The following is a 15,847-nucleotide window of genomic DNA, read 5'->3' on the forward strand; positions in this document are numbered from 1 at the left end:
AAAAACCGCCGACTTCCCGCGCGTCATCAACATGTCACTGGAAAACCCGCGCTGCAGCATTTACAGGTTTCCGGAATGTCAGTTTCAGGAAAGCTGTAGATGGCACCCGACGGTCAAGCCTCCCTCGCCCCCAATGTCTATGACGCAGACCCCATCCCCGATGCCGCGCGGGACGAGATCGACCGTCTGCTCTCGACCGGCGACCTGTTCCGCTACACCGCCGCGTCCGGATCACCCGTCGCCCTTCTCGAGGCCGAATTTGCCGATCTTCTGGGGTCGCGTTACGCGCTTGCCGTGTCGTCCTGCTCGGCGGCGCTGTTTCTCTCGCTCAAGGCGCTGGACCTGCCGCGTGGCGCGCGGGTGCTCATCCCCGCCTTCACCTTCGCCGCTGTGCCCTCGGCGGTCGTCCACGCCGATTGCACCCCCGTTCTGGTCGAGGTCGGCAGCAACTATCGCGTCGATCTGGCCGATTTCGAAGCAAAGCTCGATGGCGCGCATGCCGTCCTCATCAGCCATATGCGCGGCCATACCAGCGACATGGACGCGATCATGGCGCTGTGCGATGCGCGCGGCCTTCCGGTGGTAGAGGATGCGGCCCACAGCCTTGGGACCGTCTGGGGCGGGAGAAAGATCGGCACGATCGGCAAGGTCGGCTGCTTCTCGTTCCAGTCCTACAAACTGGTCAACGCGGGCGAAGGCGGGATCATGGTGACGGATGACCCCGAAATCGCCGCCCGTGCGATCATCATGTCAGGGGCCTACGAGCAGAACTGGAAGAAACATCCCGGTTTGCAGAACAGTTTCGGCCACTGGCAAAACCGGCTGCCGCTTTATAACCTGCGGATGCAGAACCTGTCGGCGGCGGTGATCCGCCCGCAACTGCCCGAAATCGCGGGCCGCGTGGCGCAGGGCCGCGCCAACCATGACTGGGTGGCCGACCGGCTGAACGCCAGCCCGTGGCTGTCCGTCCCCCCTGCCCTGCCGCCCGAAGAACGCGCGCCCGACTCCATCCAGTTCAACCTGCAAGGCGATTGGACCGACGCGCAGGCACTGGCCTTTCAGGCCGCAGCCAAGGCGCGGGGCGTGACGGTTCAGGTCTTCGGCCTGTCCGAAGGCAATGCGCGGGCCTATTGGAACTGGCAATTCCTGCCCGACCTGCCCGACCTGCCGCAGACCCGCGCGATGCTGATGCGCGCCTGCGACGTGCGCCTGCCCGCGCGGCTGACGGAAACCGAACTGGCCTATATCGCCGACGCGATCCTGACAGCGGTGCGCGACGTCATGGGGTAAAAGGGGGCTGTCTGCCCCCTCTTGGCCTGCGGCCAATTCACCCCCGAGGATATTTCGGGCAAGAGGAAGCGGGGGAAGGCCCTAGAGGACACGCAGCGCGGGGGCCATCCACGGCCATTCGCGCAAGGCGGGGGCCACGACCTGATCCTGCACCTGCGCCTTCAGCCTTTCAGCGACTTGCGCCGGAATGTCCCGCAAGACCCCGGCCCGTGCCGACAGCGACAGCGACCGGTTCAGCGGTTCGACCGGCAGCGGTTCGACCGTGACCGCATCGCGGAAGCGCGACGCATGGTGCAGCGCAAGCGGGGTCAGGATCGTCCAGCCCGCGCCCGCCGCCACCATCGCAAGGATGGCGTTGTAGCTGTCCAGCTCGAAGCGCGTGGCAAGCCTTTGCCCGTGCCGCGCCAGATGCGCCGCGATCTGCCGCCCCATCAGATGACGCGACGTGTACTGGATAAAGGGCAAACCCTCGCGCGGGGCCGCTTCGGGCCGGATGGCGACGAAAGGCTCGGCCAGCAGCGGATGCACCTCGCGCCATCCCGCCTCGGCCCCGTGATCGGCACTGTCGGCGGCCACCACGATATCGAGCGCGCGGCTTTCCAGCTGTTCCAACAGGCGATGGCTCGCCCCGGTTTCAAGCAGGAAGCGGCACCCCTTGAGAGCGCCCGACAGGCCGTCGAGCAGGCGCGGCGTCACTTCGGCGTCGAAATCCTCGATCATGCCCAGTCGCAGCGTCGTCAGCCCCGACAGATCGGCCATCGCCAGATCGGCCCGCGCCTCGGCCTCGGCGTTCAGGATGGTCTGGGCGTGGCCGCGGAACATCCGCCCTGCCGGCGTCATCCCCATGGGCCTTGCGCCACGGTCCAGCAAGACCGCCCCCAACGCCGCCTCGAGCGAGGCGAGCTGCTGGCTGACCGCAGAGGGGCTGACGCCAAGCCGCCGCGCGGCTGCGGAAATCGCGCCCTCTTCGGCAGCGGCCAGAAAGACCTCGATCCCCCAAAGCGTGACGCGGCCCTGACCTTCGGACACGGCGGTATCCGCTTACAGCTTGGACAGTTTCTTCTGCAATTCGGCCAACTGTCGCTTGATCTGGGCGATGTCGTCCTCTTTTCCGGGGGTCGCCTCGTCCGTGCCATCCTCGCGCGCGGGGCCGGATGCGCTCCACCCCGGCAGGCCGCCCATGAAGGCCTTCATGAACACTTCCTGCTGCTGGCGCATCGCTTCGAACCCCGGCATGGCGGCCATCGGGTTCGGGATGGTCGACAGGTTTTCGAGCATCTTCGACTGCCCTTCGCGCAGCATCTCGAAGCTGGCCGACAGGAACTGCGGCACGACCGATTGCATTTCGGTGGTGTAAGAGCGGACAAGATCGGTCAACACGTTGATCGGAAGGACGTTCTCGCCCTTGGATTCATGTTCGGCCACGATCTGGAGCAGGTATTGGCGCGTCAGGTCATCACCGGATTTGAGGTCGATGATCTGCACCTCGCGCCCGGCACGGATGAAACCTGCGATGTCTTCCAGCGTCACGTAATCGGACGTCTCGGTGTTATAAAGGCGGCGGCTCGCATAGCGCTTGATCAGCAGCGGCTTGTCAGTCTCGGCCATCGGCCAGCCCTCCCCGGCGAAAGCATTTCGCAGCCGCAATGGCTGCAGTGCAGAAGAAAAGCTTAAGACAAGGATATTGAAAAAGAAAGGGCGGGCACAAGGCCCGCCCGAAGACGCCGACAGACAGGGAGGATGCCGTCGGCGTAGATTTTTCCGGCGAATTACTTCGCGGCAGCGGCGGCCTTCTTGGCAACCGTGGTCACGTCGGCAGTGGCTTTCTTGACGGCAGCGGTGGCGTCTTCCGAAAAGTCCTTGCCGGCAGCCAGAACCAGTTCAACGGTTTCCATCTGCACTTTTTTCGCGACTTCGGCGAAAGCGGCGAGGTTCTCGGCGGCCATTTCAGCAGCCGACGAAGCGAAGTCGGTCACCGATTTCGAGTAGTCGGTCACTTCCGATTTGGCTTTCGAGACGTCGCCCAGCTTGGCGATGGTGTCTTTGGCCCATTTCGAGGTGATCTCGGTCGACTTTTCAGCGGCTTCGAGAGCGACTTTCGACAGTTTCTCGGCCATTGCGGCCTGGGTCTTGAACGCGTTCTGCAGCGCCGAAGCGTCGACGGGGAACGAGGCCATCATGTCTTGCATGACTTTGGTGAAATCGGTTGCTTTGTTGGTCATGATCTTCGCTCCTGGCGTTCCGGACGATCCGGCGGGGTTACGTGTTTCCTGAGCCAAGATATACATGCTGCGGTGCAGCATTTCAAGTTTTATTCTGCATCGCAGCATAAATTCCGCAACCGCAGGCTGTGCGGAGGAAATCCCCGCACAGGTTCAAGCACTTGGTCAGGCCGCGGGCGCGGCAGTGACATAGGTTCCCGGAGCGGGGCACAGCACTTCGGCCCCCGAATCACCCGGAACCCGCGGCTTGATCTGCTTGCCCGACCGCTCGGACAGCCAGTCTTTCCAGCGCGGCCACCAGCTTCCCTGATGAAAACGCGCCCCCGCCTTCCACGCCTCGGGTTCACCGGCCACGGGGGCGTCGTTGGTGTAATGGCCGTATTTGCCCTTGGACGGCGGGTTGATGATCCCGGCGATATGGCCGCTTTCCGAAAGGATGAAGGTCTTGTCCTTCGATCCCATCTTCTTCACCCCGTTGAAGCTGCCGCGCCAATGGGCGATGTGATCGGTCTCGCAGGCGATGGCGCAAAGCGGAAGCGTCACGTCCGAGAGCGAGACCTTCTTGCCAAAGACAGTAAATCCCCCGGTGGCGAATTCGTCGCGCTGGCACAGGCCACGCAGGTATTCGACCGCCATCTTGGCCGGAAGGTTGGTGCCGTCGCCGTTCCAGTAAAGCAGGTCGAAAGCGGGCGGCGCCTCGCCCAGCATGTAGCTTTTGATGGCGGGCTGGTAGATCAGGTCGTTCGAGCGCAGGTAGCTGAAGGTCCGGCTCATGAAAAGCCGGGACAGGATGCCGTCGTGCTTCGACTGCCGCTCGATCCCGTCGACGAAATCGTCGTTCAGGAACACCCCGACCTCGCCCGGATCGGAAAAGTCGGTGAGCGTGGTGAACAGCGTGGCCGATTTGACCGACCTGTCGCCCGCCTTTTGCAGATGCGCCAGCGTCAGCGACAGCGTGGTGCCCGCGATGCAATAGCCCACGGCGTTGATCTGCTTCTCGCCGGTGATGCGCCGCACCTCGGCCATCGCCTGGATGAAGCCGTCGCGGATGTAGTCATCCATGCCCACATCGGCATAGCTGGCATCGGGGTTGACCCACGAGACCACGAACAGCGTGAAACCCTGATCCACGATCCATTTGATCAGCGAATTGGCGGGCTTCAGGTCCATGATGTAGAATTTGTTGATCCACGGCGGAAAGATCAGCAGCGGTGTCTGGTAGACCGTTTCGGTCGTGGGTGCGTATTGGATCAGCTCGAACATGCGGTTGCGGTAGACGACCGATCCGGGCGTGGTGGCGATGTTCCGGCCGACGTGGAAGGCTTCCTTGTCGGCCAGCGTGACCAAGACCTCGCCATTGTTGGCCTCGATGTCGTGGACAAGGTTCTCGAGCCCTTTGACAAGGCTTTCGCCATCGGTCGCCACGGCCTTTTCCAGCGCATCGGGGTTGGTCGCCAGAAAATTCGTGGGCGAGAACATGTCGACGATCTGCTTGGTGAAATACTCCACCCGCTTGCGGTCGGCCTCGTCCAGGGTTTCCAGATCGCCCACTGCGGCCGAGACCGCCTCGGCGTTGATCAGATATTGCTGCTTTATGTAGTTGAAGAACGGGTGCGTCTCCCACAGCGGATTGGCAAAGCGCCGGTCCTTGGGGGTATTGTCCTCGGGGGCCTTCAGCTCGCCGCTCGCCAGCGCCTGCTGGGCCTCGACATAATGCCGCAGGCTTTTTCCCCAGTAGCCGATCTGATGTTCCAGAATCTTGGCCGGATTTTGCATCATCTCGGCCAGATAGGCCGCCGCCGCCTTGACGTAGACATCGTTCGACGGCCCGTCCAGCGCCTTGTCATGCGCCTTCTTCTGCGTCATCGCCGCGACAAGCCGCTGCGTAAGCTGTTCAACACGGAGGAGATTTTCGTTCAACCGCTGAAGCTTGGCGCCTGCGTCATTCTCTTGCGTTGTCATGCCGCCAATTCCCCCGTATCCTCGCACCTGCAGCATACCGCCGGCACCCTGTCGGGGAAAGCTGCGATTTCGAAGGAGGTTCGCCTTCGGCCAAGGAGACGCACGTGCGGTACATGTACACCTACGACCTGATGGAAACGGCCCGCAACACCAATGAGTGGCTGGGCGCGACCGCAAGGGCGATGGCCTCTTATCCCGCGTTTGCCTTGTCGATGAACCCGGTCCTGCCGCTGATGGCCGCTTGGGGAGAGGTGACGGAACGCGCCTTTTCCCGCATGGTCGTCAAACCCGACTGGGGCATCCGCTCGATCGTCGGCCCCGACGGGCAGGACCATCTGGTCGATATCGTTCCCGAAGTGGAAAAGCCCTTCGGCAGCCTGATCAAATTCTCGGTCCGCCGCCGTGCGCCGATGGCGCGCAAGGTGCTGCTGGTCGCGCCCATGTCGGGCCACTACGCCACGCTTCTGCGCTCGACCGTGGCAAGCCTGTTGCCCGATGCCGACGTCTATGTGACCGACTGGCACAATGCCCGCGACATTCCGGTGTCGGCCGGCAAATTCGATGTCGAGGACTATACGCTCTACCTCGTCGATTTCATGCGCGCGCTGGGGCCTGACACCCATGTCATCGCCGTCTGCCAGCCCGCGCCGCTGACCCTTGCCGCGACCGCCTATCTGGCCGCCGAGGATCCGGCAGCACAGCCGCGCAGCCTGACACTGATCGGCGGGCCGATCGATCCCGACGCCGCCGCGACCGACGTGACCGATTTCGGCCGCCGCATCACGATGGGCCAGTTGGAACAGATCGCCATCCAGCGCGTCGGCTTCAAGCACAAGGGTGCGGGGCGCTTGGTCTATCCGGGCCTGTTGCAGCTTCAAAGCTTCATGTCGATGAACGCCGACCGCCATTCCAAGGCGTTTTCCGAACAGATCATGCGCGTCTCGCGCGGCGAGGCTTCGGACCATGACGCCCATAACCGCTTTTACGACGAATACCTTGCCGTGATGGACATGACGGCCGAGTTCTACCTTTCGACCGTCGAGCGCATCTTCAAGAACCGTGAAATCGCGCTGAACGCCTTTGTCGTCAACGGCAAACGGGTCGACATCGGCGCGATCACCAATGTTGCGGTGATGACGGTCGAGGGCGCGAATGATGACATCTCGGCCCCCGGCCAATGCGTCGCGGCGCTGAAAATGCTGACCGGCCTGCCCGAGGAGAAAAAGGCCAACCACCTCGAACCCGGCGCGGGCCACTATGGCATCTTCGCGGGCAAAAGCTGGCGTCTGAACATCCGTCCGCTGGTGCTCGGGTTCATCGACGCGCATTCGGGCGCGCCGGTTCCGGCTGGCAAGAGGGTCAAACTGGCTTCCGTTTGACCTGACGCAGCATCAGGGGTCCGTTCAGGAACTCTTCCAAGGCTGCCGTCACGGCTTCGGGCTGCTCCAGCATGGGCAGGTGGCCCGCCTCGGCAATGGTGACCAGCTTGCCATAGGGAAACAGCGCCGCCGTGAAATCCTGCCGCCGCACGGGGGCGATGGGGTCATGCTCGCCCGCGATGACCAAGGCCGGAAGCATTGCCCGCCGGATGGTCTTTTGCTGGTCCGGCCTGCGCTGCAGGGCGCGGGACTGGCGCATGAAGACCCCCTCGCCCAAGGTCAGGCCCATATCCTGCAACAGGGCCATGATCTCGGGCCGCCACGGGTTCGGGACAAAGCTTTCCGCCGGAAACTCGCCCGCGATCGCCTCTTTCAGCCGCCCCGATTTCGCGGCGACGATCCGCGCCTCACGCGCGGCGGCGATGGCGGGTGCCTCGGCCAAGGGGTCGGTCGCGATCAGCGCCACCCGCGTCACGCGGTCCATGTCGCGGCGCAGGATATCGAGTGCCACCGCACCCCCCAACCCGTGCCCCACCAGAGCGAATTTCGCAGGGGCCGTGGCAAGCACCGCTTCGGACATCTGCTCGACCGTTTCGCCCTGTGCGGGCGTGGCGATATGCACGGCGTGCTTCGCCCCCAGATGCACGATCTGCGGCAGAAACACCCGCGCGTCAGACAGGATGCCGGGGATGAACAGGACGGGATCGGTCACGCTTGCACCTGCGCCAGCACGTCGGCCAAGGCGTCGGTCACCATGTCCAGACAGTCTGGCGTCGAGAAGCGGTGGTCTGCCCCCTTGACCAGCACCAGCCGCGCATCGGCGCAGGTGATATGGTCAAGCAGCCGCAGCGCCACGGCGGGCGGCACATCGGTATCCGCCGTGCCCTGCAATATCCTGACCGGAAAGGGCAATCCGAGAGGGCTGCGCAGCACGAGATGGTTGCGCCCGTCCTCGATCAGCCGCCGTGTCAGGATATAGGGGTCGGGCGAATAGTCCGAAGGCCGCGCCACGCGACCCGTTGACGCCAGTTCCTGCCGCTCGGCCTGCGTGAAGCCGGCCCACATGCTGTCCTCGGTGAAATCGGGGGCCGGAGCGATGCCGACGAAACCCGCCACACGTTCGGGCAGGGCGCGGGCGGTCAGCAGGGAAATCCATCCCCCCATGCTCGACCCCACAAGAACCTGCGGCCCTGCGGTCAGGGCCGTGATCGCGGCAAGCGCGTCCTGCGCCCAATCGCCGATGCAGCCGTCAAGGAAATCGCCGCTGCTTTCGCCGTGGCCCGAATAGTCGAAGCGCAGGAAGGCCCGTCCCTGTGCCTGCGCCCATGCTTCAAGATGCACGGCCTTGGTGCCGCCCATGTCGGATTTGAACCCGCCAAGGAACACGACCCCCGGCCCCCTCCCCGCGCTTTGATGATAGGCGATGCGCCTGCCTTGCGGTGTCGTCAGATACTGGGTCATGCGCGTCTCCTGCCTTGCACCCTTTTACCCGCCCCGCCGCGCCATGCCAGTGTCTTTGCGCCCTTTCGCACGGTTGACTTTCCCCATGCGTTTCTGCACGTAAGCGCCAATACCAACCCGCAACCGGGCGTTCCGTGGGCGCCAAACCGACGAGGAGCATGGCCATGAGCCAGATTTCCCTGACCTTTCCCGATGGCAATGTGCGGCAGTATGCGGCGGGCGTGACCCCTGCCGAAGTGGCGGCCAGCATTGCGCCGTCCTTGGCCAAGGCCGCGATTTCCGCGCAGGTCGATGGCGCGCATTGGGACCTGCAATGGCCCATCACGGCGGACGCCAAGGTTGCGATCAACACCTTGAAAGACGACAAGGCCGCGCTGGAACTGATCCGGCACGACTGCGCCCATATCATGGCCCGCGCCGTGCAGGACATCTGGCCGGATGTAAAGGTCACCATCGGACCGGTGCGCGACTATGGCTGGTTCTACGATTTCGACCGCGCCGAACCGTTCACGCCCGAAGACCTTGGCCAGATCGAGGCGCGGATGAAGCAGATCATCAACGCCCGTGATCCGGTGAAAACCGAAATCTGGGACCGCGCCCGCGCCATCGCCTATTACGAAGAGCGCGGCGAGCCTTACAAGATCGAACTCATCAACCGCATTCCGGGCGATGAACCGCTGCGGATGTATTGGCACGGACCGTGGCAAGACCTGTGCCGCGGCCCGCATCTGGCCCATACGGGGCAGGTTCCGGCCGATGCCTTCAAGCTGATGAACGTGGCCGGAGCCTACTGGCTGGGCGATTCCACCCGCCCCATGCTGCAACGCATCTATGGCGTCGCCTTCAAGAACCGCGATGACCTCAAGGCCCATCTGACCATGCTGGAAGAGGCCGCAAAGCGCGACCACCGCAAGCTGGGCCGCGAGATGGGCCTGTTCCACATGCAGGAAGAGGCGCCCGGTCAGGTGTTCTGGCACCCCAACGGCTGGACCATCTACACCACGCTTCAGGACTATATGCGCCGCCAGCAGCGCCGCGACGGCTATGTCGAGGTGAACACCCCGCAGGTGGTGAACCGCAACCTCTGGGAAGCCAGTGGCCATTGGGAGAACTACCGCGAGAACATGTTCATCGTCGAGGTGGACGAGGAAGGCGCGCGGGAAAAGGTCATCAATGCGCTCAAGCCGATGAACTGCCCCTGCCATGTGCAGATCTTCAACGTGGGCCTGAAATCCTATCGTGACCTGCCGCTGCGGATGGCGGAATTCGGGTCCTGCGCGCGCTATGAACCCAGTGGCGCGCTACACGGGATCATGCGGGTGCGGGGCTTTACCCAAGACGACGCGCATATCTTCTGCACCCTCGATCAGGTCGAGTCGGAGTCGAAGAAGTTCATTGAATTCCTTGCGAAAATCTACTCGGACCTCGGCTTTGACAAATGGCGGGTCAAGCTGTCGACGCGGCCCGAAAAGCGGGTCGGGTCGGACGAGATCTGGGACAAGATGGAAGCGGCGTTGGCCAATGCCTGCACCGCGGCGGGCTATCCGTTCGAGCTGTTCCCCGGCGAGGGGGCGTTCTATGCGCCCAAGCTGGAATTCGTGCTGACCGATGCCATCGGCCGCGACTGGCAGTGCGGGACGCTGCAACTTGACCCGAACCTGCCCGAACGGCTGGATGCGTCCTATATCGGCGAGGACGGGGCCAAGCACCGTCCCTTCATGCTGCACCGCGCCTGTCTCGGGTCATTCGAGCGGTTCATCGGCATTCTGATCGAGAACCACGCGGGCAAGCTGCCCTTCTGGCTGGCCCCGCGTCAGGTGGTCGTGGCCTCGATCGTGTCGGATGCCGACCCCTTCGTCCACGAGGTGGTGGCCGCGCTGACCAAGGCGGGTGTCCGGGCGGAAGCCGATGTTCGCAATGAGAAAATCAACTACAAGGTCCGCGAACATTCGGTCGGCAAGGTGCCGGTGATCCTTGCCGTCGGGATGAAAGAGGTCGAGGAGCGCACCGTTTCGGTCCGTCGGCTGGGCGAGACCCAGACCAGCACCGCGACGCTTGATGCCATCGTGGCCGAACTGGTGGCGGCCGCCTTGCCGCCCGATCTGCGTTAACGGTTCTGTTTACCTTTGCTTAAGAAAAGCGCCCTGCGGGGCGCTTTTTGCTAATGCGCGTCGGGTTCGCGCGCGGCCAGCGCCAAGGCCCCCCCGAGCAGGCAGAAACCGATGGGGAACATGGTAAAGACGTTGAAACCGAAGGCCAGATAGACCGCGAGGGCCGAGGCGAAGAGTAGCACGGCCGCCGCCATGTTGCGCGACCGCGCCATCGCACCGCCCGCTATGGCAAGGATCGGGGCAAGGAAACTGGCCGCGCGGATCAACCCCGGATTGTCGACCTGCGTTGCAAGCGTTCCGATTTCGCCATGTTGTTCGATGAACTGGGTGTAACCGAAGCCGAAGAAACCGACAATCATCGCCCAGATCCCGCCGATGATCCCCAGAACCAATGCCGCGTTCCGCATGGTTTTTGCCCTTTTCCCTTGGTTTTCCGTGGCTTGAGGGCCGCCGGATTCGCACTTGATTTTACAATAGGCTTTGGCATGATTTTGACCAGTGACGACTGCTTTCCTGCCGCCTACCCCCTATCCGGTTGCCGCAGCATTGAAAGACTAGGGCGCACGGCCTGTTGGCATGTCGCCAGCAGGGGGGACGCAAAGGGAGATGCGGAATGCCGACAGGCACCGTTAAGTGGTTCAACTCGACCAAGGGTTATGGCTTCATCGCGCCGGACGATGGCGGAAAGGATATCTTCGTCCACATCTCGGCGGTCGAGCGGGCGGGCCTCAAGGGTCTGAACGACAACCAGAAAATCGGCTATTCGCTGCAATCCGGCCGTGACGGCCGTGAATCGGCAAGCGACCTGCAACTGCTCTGACGGGGCGGCACCGCGCAGATTTCGCCGCGCTGACGGGACGCACCCGACAGCGCGGTAAAACGCTTTATTTCAACAGCTTGGCCTGAACCGCATCGTCCCAGCCGATGTACCACGCGTCACCATCGCGGATGATCGGGCGTTTCATCACCGTCGGCTGCGAGGAAATCTGCGCTTCGGGTTCCGACATCTTCAGGAAATCGGAAAACCCGCGATAGGTGGTCGAGGTCTTGTTGATCGCGCGGTCACCGAATTCTGTAACGATATCAGCAATTTCCTGCGTCGAAAGCGGGGTGGCGCGGATGTCGCGGAAGGTCACGTCATGGCCTGCCGCTTCCAGCGCCTTGAGCGCCTTTTTGCAGGTGTCGCAGGTCGAGATGCCAAGCAGGATCATTTACGTCTCCGAAAGGGGCGCGGATGCACAGGGCGTGCATATCGATGCACGGCCGCATTAGGAAAGCCGTAACGCTTCTAGCCGATCATGCGCGCCGCGTTAACCCCTGCCCAGGCCGAAAGCGCGGTCAGGATCGCGCCCCAGGTGACGTCGGTCGCCACCATCTGCCAGTGCCAATCCTTCATGATGGCGTAGCTGGTGAATTCGTAGGTGCCGTAGGCCATCGCCCCGATCACCGCCGCCGGAACGACAAGCGGCGCGCCCGATTTCAGCGCGGGGATGGAGACGAGGTAAAGCAGCCCCGCCACATAGGCGAGGTAGAACACCGCCGCCGGACCCATGCGCGGGCTTTCCAGCATCAGGGGGCCGATGTGGGTGGTGAACAGGGGCTTCATCACGAAGGTCAGCATGATGCCGTCGAGGATGAGGAAGGTGGCGGTGGTCACAAGGTACAGGACGATGAGTTGCATGGGTGTCTCCCTTTGGAAGGAAGCTAGCACGGGGCGCGGGAGTGGAAAGGGGGCGTTAACCATTGGGGGTGTATGGGGGTGGACAGGTGCGGGAGCGATATGGGATACGTATAGCGTATGATTGTAGGCTTTGCGGATCGGGAGACCGAAAGGCTGTTCCGAAGGCAGCGCGTGCCGCGGTTTCAGGCGGTGGAACGGGCGGCGCTTCGGAAGCTGGCGATGCTGGATGCGGCGCTGCGGGTCGAAGACCTGACCGCACCACCCGGCAACCGGCTTGAGGCGTTGCGGGGCGACCGTTCGGGCCAATGGTCCATCCGCGTCAACGATCAGTGGCGCATCTGTTTCGTCTGGAGGGACGGTCATGCTGAAGCGGTTGAGCTTGCCGACTACCACTGACAGGCTTGCCCCCGTCCATCCGGGCGAAGTGCTGGCCGAGGAATTCCTTGCCCCCAAGCGGCTAAGTGCGGCGGCGCTGGCGCGGCATATCGGGGTGCCCGCGAACCGCATATCCGAGATCGTGGCGGGGCGGCGGGCGATAACCGGCGACACGGCGCTGCGTCTTGCGACGGCGTTTGGCACGACGGCCGAGTTCTGGATGGGGTTGCAGATGCGCTGGGAGTTGGAGGTGGCGCGGGACGCCCCGGCTTTGCCGATTCTACCGTTGGGGTAGATGTCGGGGGCGTCAGTTCGCACCCCCCTTTCCCGTTCGCGCAGGGCTTGGGGTGCGCACCTTTTTTCCGAAATGCCGGGGATGTGTGGTGCGCAGCAAGTGCGCACCCTACGGGCGGTTTAACCCCTGATCCATTCGCGCAACACACACCCCGGCCCGCTTTCGCGCAGGCGGTGTTCGTAGATCACCCGCCATTCCCCCTCATCGAAGGCGGGGAAGAAGGCGTCGGCGTCGGGGATGGCAAGATCTACCTCGGTCACCAGCAGGCGGTCGGCCAAGGTGAGCATGGCGCGGTAGATCGCCTCGCCGCCGATGCCGTAAAGCCTTGCATAGCCTGCGGCGCGGGCGGTGGCGATGGCGGCCTCGGGCGATGGGGCTGTGTGGTCGCAGAGCGCTGCATCGCGGGTGACGACGATGTTCAGGCGGTTTTTCAAGGGCTTGAAGGGCAGGCTTTCCCATGTGCGCCGCCCCATGATGACAGCCCCCCCCGTGGTTTCGCGCTGGAAGGCGGCGAGGTCCTCGGGCGCGTGCCAGGGGATTTCGTTCCCCTTGCCGATAGCTCCGTTACGGGCGCGGGCGACGACGAGGGTAAGCATCAGACCGCCCCCGTCATACCGCCACCGGCGCCTTGATCGCGGGATGGGGGTCGTATCCGGTGATCTCGAAATCATCGAACCGGAAATCGAAGATCGACGGCACGTCGCGCGTGATGCGCAAGGTCGGCAGCGGGCGCAGCGGGCGGGAAAGCTGGGTTTCCACCTGTTCCATGTGGTTGGAATAGATATGCGCATCGCCGATGGAATGGACGAAATCGCCGGGTTCGTAGCCCGTGACATGGGCGAGCATCACCGCAAGCAGCGCGTAGGAGGCGATGTTGAACGGCACGCCAAGGAACATGTCGGCGCTGCGCTGGTAAAGTTGCAGGTGCAGCTTGCCGCCCAGAATGCGGACCTGCCACATCGTATGGCAGGGCGGCAGCGCCATATGCGGCACGTCGGGCGGGTTCCATGCCGAGACGATCAGGCGGCGGCTGTCGGGGGATTTGCGGATCATCTCGACCAGCGTGGCGATCTGGTCCACCCCGCCGAAATCGCGCCACTGGTGGCCATAGACGGGGCCGAGATCGCCGTTTTCATCGGCCCATTCGTCCCAGATGCTGACGCCGTTCTCCTTGAGATACCGGATGTTCGTATCGCCTGCGAGGAACCAGAGCAGTTCGTGTATGATGGATTTGAGGTGCAGTTTCTTGGTCGTCACCAGCGGGAAGCCATCGGCCAGCGGGTAGCGGGCTTGCAGGCCGAAATACGAGATCGTCCCCGTGCCGGTGCGGTCGGACGAGGGCGTGCCAAGGGTCAGGACGGTGCGGAGCGCGTCGTGATATTGCTGCATGGGAACCTCTGGCGGGGGACGAGTCGGGCGCTACCATATCTTGCGATGGAAATGGGGCTTTCGCCATGTGTAATGTGGCAGCCGGACGGAATTGAAGGAGCGGACGATGGGACTGAAATATCTGCATACGATGGTGAGGGTGAAGGATCTGGACGCCTCGCTTGCCTTTTACCGGCTTCTGGGGCTGGAGGAGACGCGGCGCTATGACAACGAGGGCGGGCGGTTCACGCTGGTCTTCATGGCGCCCCCCGGCCAGCCGGAATGCCCTGTGGAGCTGACCTATAACTGGGATGGCGATGACGGGTTGCCGAGCGACAGCCGGCATTTCGGGCATCTGGCCTATGAGGTGGACGACATCTACGCCACCTGCGCGCATCTGGCGGCCAATGGCGTGGTGATCAACCGTCCCCCGCGCGACGGGCGGATGGCCTTTGTCCGCTCGCCCGACAATGTGTCGATCGAGCTGTTGCAGAAGGGCACGGCGCTGCCGCTGGCCGAGCCGTGGAAATCGGCGCCGAGCGTCGGGCATTGGTAACCTGCGCGGGGGGCCGGCCCCCCGCACCCCCCCCGCCTCGCACGCCCCGGAGTATTTGACCAAGGATGAAGGGGTCAGAAGCGCCAGCGGGTGAGGATATCGGGGCCGCAGGTTTCGGTGGTCACGAGGCGTGGGCGCGGGGCTTCGGCAAGGGCGGTCAGGCCGAGGGGGCCCAAGACAGGGATGCCTTCGGAGCCGATCAGCGCGCCGGCGCTGAAAAGCGCGAGTTCGTCGACGAGGTTTGCGCGGATCAGGGCTGCGGCAAAGCGGCCTCCCGCTTCGATCAGGATGCGGGTAAGACCCTGATCGGCCAGATGGTGAAAGGCGGCGGAGAGGTCGATATGCGGGCCGTTTGCCGAAATCCCGGAAAGACGGGCGCCTGTGGCCTGCCATGCCTGCCGCGCCGTGTCGGGTGCTGCTGCGGTGTGGAGAAGCCAGACGGGGGTTTCGCGCGCCGTGCGGCCTAGGCGGCTGTCGGGGCGGTGTTTCAGTTGTGAGTCGAGCAGGACGCGCAGCGGCTGGTGGCTGGAGCCGAGATCGCGCACCGTCAGGTCGGGATCGTCGGCCAAGGCGGTGGCGCTGGAGGTCAGCACGGCGTCATGCGTCATCCGCATCAGATGCACGGCGCGGCGGGCGACCGGACCGGTGATCCAGCGGCTTTCGCCGCTGGCCGTGGCGATGCGCCCGTCAAGCGTGGCGGCGAGTTTCAGGGTGACGAAGGGCAGCCCTTGGGTCACGCGCTTCAGGAAACCGGCTTGCAGGGCGCGGGCTTCGGCCTCGCAGACGCCTTCGGTTACGGCGATCCCTGCCGCGCGCAGCAGGGCATGGCCGCGCCCCGAGACGCGGGGGTCGGGGTCGGTCTGGGCCGAGACTACGCGGGCGATGCCCGCCGCGATCAGCGCTTCGGCGCAGGGGCTGGTCTTGCCGTGATGGGAACAGGGTTCAAGCGTCACATAGGCCGTGGCGCCGCGCGCGGCATCGCCCGCCTGCGCCAAGGCCATGCGTTCGGCATGGGGCCGCCCGCCCGCCTGCGTGTGGCCGCGCCCGACGACGCGCCCCCCCGCGACGATCACGCAGCCCACCGCCGGATTGGGCCAGGTGCGCCCGAGCCCCCGCGCCGCAAGCGCGAGGGCGTGTTTCATATGGT

At 64.0% G+C, this 15,847-nt stretch carries 19 protein-coding genes; 7 read left to right on the top strand and 12 right to left on the bottom strand.

Annotated elements, in window-relative coordinates; all coding sequences use genetic code 11:
• Positions 1–99: 99 nt before the first annotated feature.
• Complete coding sequence (locus tag H7F16_RS00520; RefSeq protein ID WP_185795602.1) at positions 100–1,290, top strand: DegT/DnrJ/EryC1/StrS family aminotransferase; 1,191 nt, start codon at positions 100–102, stop codon at positions 1,288–1,290.
• An 81-nt stretch (positions 1,291–1,371) separates the two neighbouring features.
• Here the strand turns inward: H7F16_RS00520 and H7F16_RS00525 are convergent, their stop codons facing one another.
• From H7F16_RS00525 to H7F16_RS00540, 4 genes are all read right to left on the bottom strand, one after another.
• The gene (locus tag H7F16_RS00525) at positions 1,372–2,319 is read right to left on the bottom strand and encodes a LysR substrate-binding domain-containing protein (protein ID WP_185795603.1); all 948 of its coding nucleotides are present in this window, start codon (positions 2,317–2,319) and stop codon (positions 1,372–1,374) included.
• A 12-nt stretch (positions 2,320–2,331) separates the two neighbouring features.
• On the bottom strand, positions 2,332–2,898 hold the full coding sequence (gene phaR, locus H7F16_RS00530) for a polyhydroxyalkanoate synthesis repressor PhaR (RefSeq protein ID WP_185795604.1): 567 nt from the start codon (positions 2,896–2,898) through the stop codon (positions 2,332–2,334).
• Between the two features lie 161 nt (positions 2,899–3,059).
• Complete coding sequence (locus tag H7F16_RS00535) at positions 3,060–3,512, bottom strand: Phasin (protein ID WP_185795605.1); 453 nt, start codon at positions 3,510–3,512, stop codon at positions 3,060–3,062.
• 165 nt (positions 3,513–3,677) lie between these two features.
• Positions 3,678–5,474: a PHA/PHB synthase family protein gene (locus tag H7F16_RS00540; RefSeq protein ID WP_185795606.1), complete on the bottom strand. Its 1,797-nt coding sequence runs from the start codon at positions 5,472–5,474 to the stop codon at positions 3,678–3,680.
• A gap of 104 nt (positions 5,475–5,578) precedes the next feature.
• On the opposite strand from H7F16_RS00540, the gene phaZ reads away from it, so the two are divergent.
• Positions 5,579–6,853: a polyhydroxyalkanoate depolymerase gene (phaZ, locus tag H7F16_RS00545; RefSeq protein WP_185795607.1), complete on the top strand. Its 1,275-nt coding sequence runs from the start codon at positions 5,579–5,581 to the stop codon at positions 6,851–6,853.
• Here phaZ and H7F16_RS00550 read toward each other — a convergent pair.
• Positions 6,834–7,565: an alpha/beta fold hydrolase gene (locus H7F16_RS00550; protein ID WP_185795608.1), complete on the bottom strand. Its 732-nt coding sequence runs from the start codon at positions 7,563–7,565 to the stop codon at positions 6,834–6,836. The two genes, phaZ and H7F16_RS00550, sit on opposite strands and share 20 nt — an antisense overlap.
• Positions 7,562–8,314 carry an alpha/beta hydrolase gene (locus H7F16_RS00555; RefSeq protein ID WP_185795609.1) on the bottom strand — a complete coding sequence of 251 codons (753 nt, stop codon included), beginning with the start codon at positions 8,312–8,314 and terminating at the stop codon, positions 7,562–7,564. Before H7F16_RS00555 ends, H7F16_RS00550 begins: the two co-directional genes overlap by 4 nt.
• Positions 8,315–8,478: 164 nt before the next feature.
• Between H7F16_RS00555 and thrS the strand changes: the two genes are divergently transcribed.
• Positions 8,479–10,425, top strand: coding sequence for a threonine--tRNA ligase (gene thrS / locus H7F16_RS00560; protein ID WP_185795610.1), 1,947 nt, complete (start codon positions 8,479–8,481; stop codon positions 10,423–10,425).
• A gap of 50 nt (positions 10,426–10,475) precedes the next feature.
• Here thrS and H7F16_RS00565 read toward each other — a convergent pair whose 3' ends face one another.
• Entirely contained in the window at positions 10,476–10,832 is a 357-nt protein-coding gene (locus tag H7F16_RS00565; RefSeq protein WP_185795611.1) for a hypothetical protein, read from the bottom strand.
• Between the two features lie 206 nt (positions 10,833–11,038).
• Here H7F16_RS00565 and H7F16_RS00570 point away from each other — a divergent pair, with 206 nt between their 5' ends.
• A complete protein-coding gene (locus H7F16_RS00570; RefSeq protein WP_185795612.1) occupies positions 11,039–11,245 on the top strand; it encodes a cold-shock protein in 207 nt (68 codons plus the stop codon).
• A 64-nt stretch (positions 11,246–11,309) separates the two neighbouring features.
• On the opposite strand, the gene H7F16_RS00575 is transcribed toward H7F16_RS00570, so the two are convergent.
• On the bottom strand, positions 11,310–11,636 hold the full coding sequence (locus H7F16_RS00575) for an arsenate reductase family protein (RefSeq protein ID WP_185795613.1): 327 nt from the start codon (positions 11,634–11,636) through the stop codon (positions 11,310–11,312).
• Between the two features lie 77 nt (positions 11,637–11,713).
• Positions 11,714–12,106 (bottom strand): DUF2177 family protein, encoded by a 393-nt coding sequence (locus H7F16_RS00580; RefSeq protein WP_185795614.1) that lies wholly within the window; start codon positions 12,104–12,106, stop codon positions 11,714–11,716.
• Between the two features lie 171 nt (positions 12,107–12,277).
• On the opposite strand from H7F16_RS00580, the gene H7F16_RS00585 reads away from it, so the two are divergent.
• Together H7F16_RS00585 and H7F16_RS00590 are read left to right on the top strand one after the other, a co-directional pair.
• Positions 12,278–12,502, top strand: coding sequence for a type II toxin-antitoxin system RelE/ParE family toxin (locus tag H7F16_RS00585; RefSeq protein ID WP_338401932.1), 225 nt, complete (start codon positions 12,278–12,280; stop codon positions 12,500–12,502).
• Complete coding sequence (locus H7F16_RS00590; protein ID WP_241741106.1) at positions 12,486–12,776, top strand: HigA family addiction module antitoxin; 291 nt, start codon at positions 12,486–12,488, stop codon at positions 12,774–12,776. Before H7F16_RS00585 ends, H7F16_RS00590 begins: the two co-directional genes overlap by 17 nt.
• Positions 12,777–12,895: 119 nt before the next feature.
• On the opposite strand, the gene H7F16_RS00595 is transcribed toward H7F16_RS00590, so the two are convergent.
• The gene (locus tag H7F16_RS00595) at positions 12,896–13,372 is read right to left on the bottom strand and encodes a dihydrofolate reductase (protein WP_185795617.1); all 477 of its coding nucleotides are present in this window, start codon (positions 13,370–13,372) and stop codon (positions 12,896–12,898) included.
• Between the two features lie 13 nt (positions 13,373–13,385).
• Positions 13,386–14,165, bottom strand: a complete 780-nt coding sequence (locus H7F16_RS00600) for a thymidylate synthase (RefSeq protein WP_185795618.1) — start codon at positions 14,163–14,165, stop codon at positions 13,386–13,388.
• 106 nt (positions 14,166–14,271) lie between these two features.
• Between H7F16_RS00600 and H7F16_RS00605 the strand changes: the two genes are divergently transcribed.
• Entirely contained in the window at positions 14,272–14,700 is a 429-nt protein-coding gene (locus H7F16_RS00605; RefSeq protein WP_185795619.1) for a VOC family protein, read from the top strand.
• Positions 14,701–14,774: 74 nt separating this feature from the next.
• Here H7F16_RS00605 and ribD read toward each other — a convergent pair whose 3' ends face one another.
• On the bottom strand, positions 14,775–15,842 hold the full coding sequence (gene ribD / locus H7F16_RS00610) for a bifunctional diaminohydroxyphosphoribosylaminopyrimidine deaminase/5-amino-6-(5-phosphoribosylamino)uracil reductase RibD (protein ID WP_185796589.1): 1,068 nt from the start codon (positions 15,840–15,842) through the stop codon (positions 14,775–14,777).
• Positions 15,843–15,847 lie beyond the last annotated feature (5 nt).

This window comes from Paragemmobacter straminiformis (assembly GCF_014243445.1).
Taxonomy (GTDB): Bacteria; Pseudomonadota; Alphaproteobacteria; order Rhodobacterales; family Rhodobacteraceae; genus Paragemmobacter; species Paragemmobacter straminiformis.